A 4,644-nucleotide genomic window follows, 5' to 3' on the forward strand; every position below is an offset into this window, starting at 1 on the left:
ACTCCTTAATAGTATTACCCATAACGCGGAGAAGTCCAAACGGGACCCTGGGTTTTTTCGTTGGCGTGTCTGCGGTCCGCCCATTCGAAGACCCCAGGAACGGTCGGAATAAGCGTCGCACTATTCGCTCTTGTGTTCGATTGTTCGCCCAGAGTGGGGCTCTACCAGCGGTTTTGATGCCGGCGACTCCGCCACACCGTGCTTCTCCAGTGGCGGCAGGCGATCTTGCCCGAACCCCCGGAGTGTCCTTTGCGGACTGACGAGACCACCCCCGCCGATCGCCGGAAATCCGGGCGCCGGGCCACCCGGCGGGGCGGCGAGGGCCACCCGGAACCCCTGCCGCCAAGGGGTTCGCCCCCCTCCGCCGCAACGCCCGTTGCGGCGGCAGCGAACTCATCCGACGGCCCCGCCCCGGCAGCGAAACCCGACAAAGCACAACCCTCGAGCAGCAACGAGTGCGCACGACGGCCCACCCGCGAAGGGGGCCGGACGCGTGACGACTCGGCCAAGCGTGTGACGCCGCCCGCGGTTCCATGTGACGCAACGACAGGCGGCAAGAGGCCGAGCGAGTGGCGCCGCGGTGAATGCCGGTTCGGCCCGCGAAGCCCTGTCAGGGACAGGTATCCCGCCCCGGCGACCGGACGCACCCAGGCCCGTTGAGTGAGGGAAACCGCGGGATCCCGGACAGCGCAACGCCCCGACCGGAACCAATGAGCCGACCGGGGCGTTGCGATGGATCAGCAGGTCAGGACGGCCGTAAACCGTCCACTCAGGACGTTCAAGCCGACGCCGAGGAACGCGTGAGCGCAAAATACCGCTCGTCGCTGTAAGGCCCGGGTTCCCCGGTCGCCGGGTCCCAGATCGTCCGCGACAACCCGAAGAGGTCACCCAAGTAGACGTGCAGCGCCACCGACCGCCCGGCCGTCCGGTTCGCGACGGAGTGGATCACGCGCGCGTCCATCGGCAGCACGGCCCCCGCCGCCGTGTCGGTCTCGCCGGCGACCGCGAGCCGCGGACCGTCCGCGCGGTAGAAGGTGTTGGTCTCGCACCCGTCGAGGACCGCGACGCACGCCGGGATGAGGTGGTCGTGCGGCGGGTACTCCGTGCGGGGCGGGATTTCGACCCGCAACAGCGTCAGGGTCGGCTCGGTGTGGAGCACCTCCTCGTCGACGCCCGCGCCCGGCAGCCAGCCGAGCACGTCGGCGGCGGACGCGGCGACCTCCCGCTGCAGCCGCACCAGCTCGGCGGCCGAGTCCGCTGCGGCGCCGGCCCGGCGGGCGGCGTGGATCAGGGCGGTGAGGTCGGTCATCGTGGGGGCTCCGTCCACCTGGGAGGGTCACGGCCGGTCGGCCAGTGAAGTGCGGCCAGCGTCCCATCGACGGCCGTGGCGCCGTCGTGAAGACGGCGGGCCGATTCTCAGCCGGCTCAGAAGTCCGGCACAGGTTCGGGCGGTGAACGACCGTTCGGCGCCCAACAGAAAGGCCGCCTCCCCCGAAGGGAAGGCGGCCCGGGACGGAACGTGGTGGGAGTCAGCGGGAGCGGAGCGTCAAAGCCGTTCCTGGAGAGCGTCCGCGGCGGCCAGGAGATCGGCGGCCCAGCGCGCGCCCGGTTTGCGGCCGATGCGTTCGATGGGCCCGGAAACCGACACCGCCGCGACGACCGCGCCGGAGGAATCCCGGACCGGCGCCGAGACGCTCGCCACGCCGGGTTCGCGCTCGGCGACGCTCTGCGCCCAGCCGCGCCGGCGCACCTCGAGCAGAGTGCGTTCGCCGTACACGGCTTCGGCGAGAATCGTCCGCTGCGTGTGCGGATCCGACCACGCGGCGAGAACCTTCGCCCCGGAGCCGGCCGTCATCGGCAGGCGCGACCCGATGGGCACGGTGTCGCGCAGGCCACTCGGCGGCTCGGCCGTGGAGACGCACACGCGCTGCACGCCGTCCCTCCGGTACAGCTGCACGCTTTCGCCCGTGATGTCACGCAGCTTCGGCAGCACCGAGCTCGCCGCGTCGAGCAACGGGTCGGTCGAGCCGCCCGCGAGCTCGGCGAGCGCGGTGCCCGGACGCCAGCGGCCGTCCGGTCCCCTGCGCAGCAACCGATGCACTTCGAGACCGACGGCGAGGCGGTGCGCCGTCGCCCTCGGTAATCCCGTGCGTGTGCAGAGTTCCGCCAGCCCACAGGGGTCTTCGGCGACGGCCTGCAGCACCGCCACGGCTTTGTCCAGTACTCCGATACCGCTATGCTGTCCCACGACGCGATACTAACTTCCCGAAGTTTGGGAAGTCCAGAATCTGGGAAAAACGAACTCGAGCTGCGCACGTGACGTGGCTCGCCCCGCCTGAGGACGTCGCCCGAGTTCCTTGCTCCCGGCCAACCCCTTGGAAGGAGCCGGAGATGACCAGCCCGACCGGCAAGGCTCGCACGCTGGCGGAGAAGGTGTGGGACAGCCACCTCGTGCGCCGAGGCGAAGGTGCCGAACCGGACCTGCTCTACATCGACCTCCACCTGGTGCACGAAGTCACGAGCCCGCAGGCGTTCGACGGCCTCCGGCTGGCCGGACGCCCGGTGCGGCGCCCGGACCTCACCATCGCCACCGAGGACCACAACGTCCCCACCGTCGACATCGACCTCCCGATCGCCGACCCGGTCTCGCGCACGCAGGTCGACACCCTTCGCCGCAACTGCAAGGAGTTCGGCGTCCGGCTGCACCCCATGGGTGACGCCGAGCAGGGCATCGTCCACGTCATCGGCCCGCAGCTCGGGCTCACGCAACCCGGCACGACCGTGGTGTGCGGTGACAGTCACACCTCCACCCACGGCGCGTTCGGCGCGATGGCCTTCGGCATCGGCACGTCGGAGGTCGAGCACGTGCTCGCCACGCAGACGCTGCCGCTGCGTCCGTTCAAGACGATGGCGATCACCGTCGACGGCGAGCTGAAGCCCGGCGTCACGGCGAAGGACATCATCCTCGCGGTCATCGCCAAGATCGGCACCGGCGGCGGGCAGGGCCACGTGCTCGAGTACCGCGGCAAGGCCATCGAGAACCTGTCGATGGAAGCACGCATGACGATCTGCAACATGTCGATCGAGGCGGGTGCCCGCGCCGGCATGATCGCCCCGGACGAGACGACGTTCGAGTACCTGAAGGGCCGTCCGCACGCGCCGCAGGGCGCCGACTGGGACGCCGCCGTCGCGAACTGGCGCGAGCTGCGCACCGACGAGGGCGCGGAGTTCGACACCGAGGTGCACCTCGACGCCGACGAGCTCACCCCGTTCGTGACCTGGGGCACCAACCCGGGCCAGGGCCTGCCGCTGGGCGCCTCGGTGCCCGACCCGGCCCAGATCGTCGACGAGAACGAGCGCGCCTCGGCCGAGAAGGCCTTGTCCTATATGGACCTGACGCCGGGCACGCCCCTGCGTGAGATCGCGGTGGACACCGTCTTCCTCGGTTCGTGCACCAACGGCCGCATCGAGGACCTGCGCGCGGCCGCCGAGGTGCTGCGCGGGCGAAAGGTCGCCGAGTCCGTGCGGATGCTCGTGGTGCCCGGGTCGATGCGCGTGCGCCAGGCCGCCATCGACGAGGGCCTCGACAAGGTCTTCACCGAGGCCGGCGCCGAGTGGCGGCAGGCGGGCTGCTCGATGTGCCTGGGCATGAACCCGGACCAGCTCGCCCCCGGCGAGCGCAGCGCGTCGACGTCCAACCGCAACTTCGAGGGCCGGCAGGGCAAGGGCGGGCGCACGCACCTGGTGTCGCCGCTCGTGGCCGCCGCCACGGCCGTGCGGGGGACGCTCTCGTCCCCGGCCGACCTGGCCACCGTCTGACCCCTCCCCCGAGACAGGAGCTCCCACCATGGAACCGTTCACCCAGCACACGGGCGTCGGGGTGCCGCTGCGCAGGTCCAACGTGGACACTGACCAGATCATCCCCGCCGTCTACCTCAAGCGCGTGACCCGCTCCGGCTTCGAGGACGGCCTGTTCGCCGCCTGGCGCACCCAGGACGACTTCATCCTCAACCAGGAGCCCTTCGACCGCGGCAGCGTCCTGGTCGCCGGCCCCGACTTCGGCACCGGCTCGTCGCGCGAGCACGCCGTGTGGGCGCTCATGGACTACGGCTTCCGCGCCGTGATCGCCTCCCGCTTCGCCGACATCTTCCGCGGCAACTCCGGCAAGGGCGGCCTGGTCGCCGCTCAGTGCGAACAGTCGGACGTCGAACTTCTGTGGAAGCTGCTCGAGAACGAGCCCGGCACGGAGGTCACGGTCGACCTCGAGACCAAGACCGTGCGGGCCAAGGACTTCACCGCGCCGTTCCAGATCGACGACTACGTGCGCTGGCGCCTGCTCGAAGGCCTCGACGACATCGGCCTGACCCTGCGCCACGCCGAAGACATCGACAAGTTCGAAGCGACCCGCCCCTCCTGGAAGCCCGTGACCACCCCGATCGCGGCCTCCTAGTCCCGGACGGGGCACGGATTCCCTGCTCGGAAAGGGAATCCGTGCCCCTCGGGCCAGCCTCTTCACCCACGCCGAACGGCACCTCCCCCGGCCCCTGACGGGTCCCTCGGGAGGCGGAACCACTCCCCGGGCAAGGGAAAATTCCGCGTGCCGTTTGGAATTTGTGCTGCGTTGGTAATACCGTGTGCGCTAAG

4 protein-coding genes are annotated in these 4,644 nt (G+C 70.4%); 2 read left to right on the forward strand and 2 right to left on the reverse strand.

The window, feature by feature from the left end; all coding sequences use genetic code 11:
- Positions 1–778: 778 nt before the first annotated feature.
- Positions 779–1,309 (reverse strand): hypothetical protein, encoded by a 531-nt coding sequence (locus tag ACWEOE_RS42020; protein WP_452019425.1) that lies wholly within the window; start codon positions 1,307–1,309, stop codon positions 779–781.
- A gap of 237 nt (positions 1,310–1,546) precedes the next feature.
- The gene (locus tag ACWEOE_RS42025; protein WP_326569155.1) at positions 1,547–2,248 is read right to left on the reverse strand and encodes an IclR family transcriptional regulator; all 702 of its coding nucleotides are present in this window, start codon (positions 2,246–2,248) and stop codon (positions 1,547–1,549) included.
- A 143-nt stretch (positions 2,249–2,391) separates the two neighbouring features.
- Between ACWEOE_RS42025 and leuC the strand changes: the two genes are divergently transcribed.
- A complete protein-coding gene (gene leuC, locus ACWEOE_RS42030; protein WP_452019427.1) occupies positions 2,392–3,819 on the forward strand; it encodes a 3-isopropylmalate dehydratase large subunit in 1,428 nt (475 codons plus the stop codon).
- 28 nt (positions 3,820–3,847) lie between these two features.
- Positions 3,848–4,450 (forward strand): 3-isopropylmalate dehydratase small subunit, encoded by a 603-nt coding sequence (gene leuD, locus ACWEOE_RS42035; RefSeq protein ID WP_452019429.1) that lies wholly within the window; start codon positions 3,848–3,850, stop codon positions 4,448–4,450.
- The last annotated feature ends 194 nt before the right edge of the window (positions 4,451–4,644 follow it).

This window comes from Amycolatopsis sp. NPDC004368 (assembly GCF_053602515.1).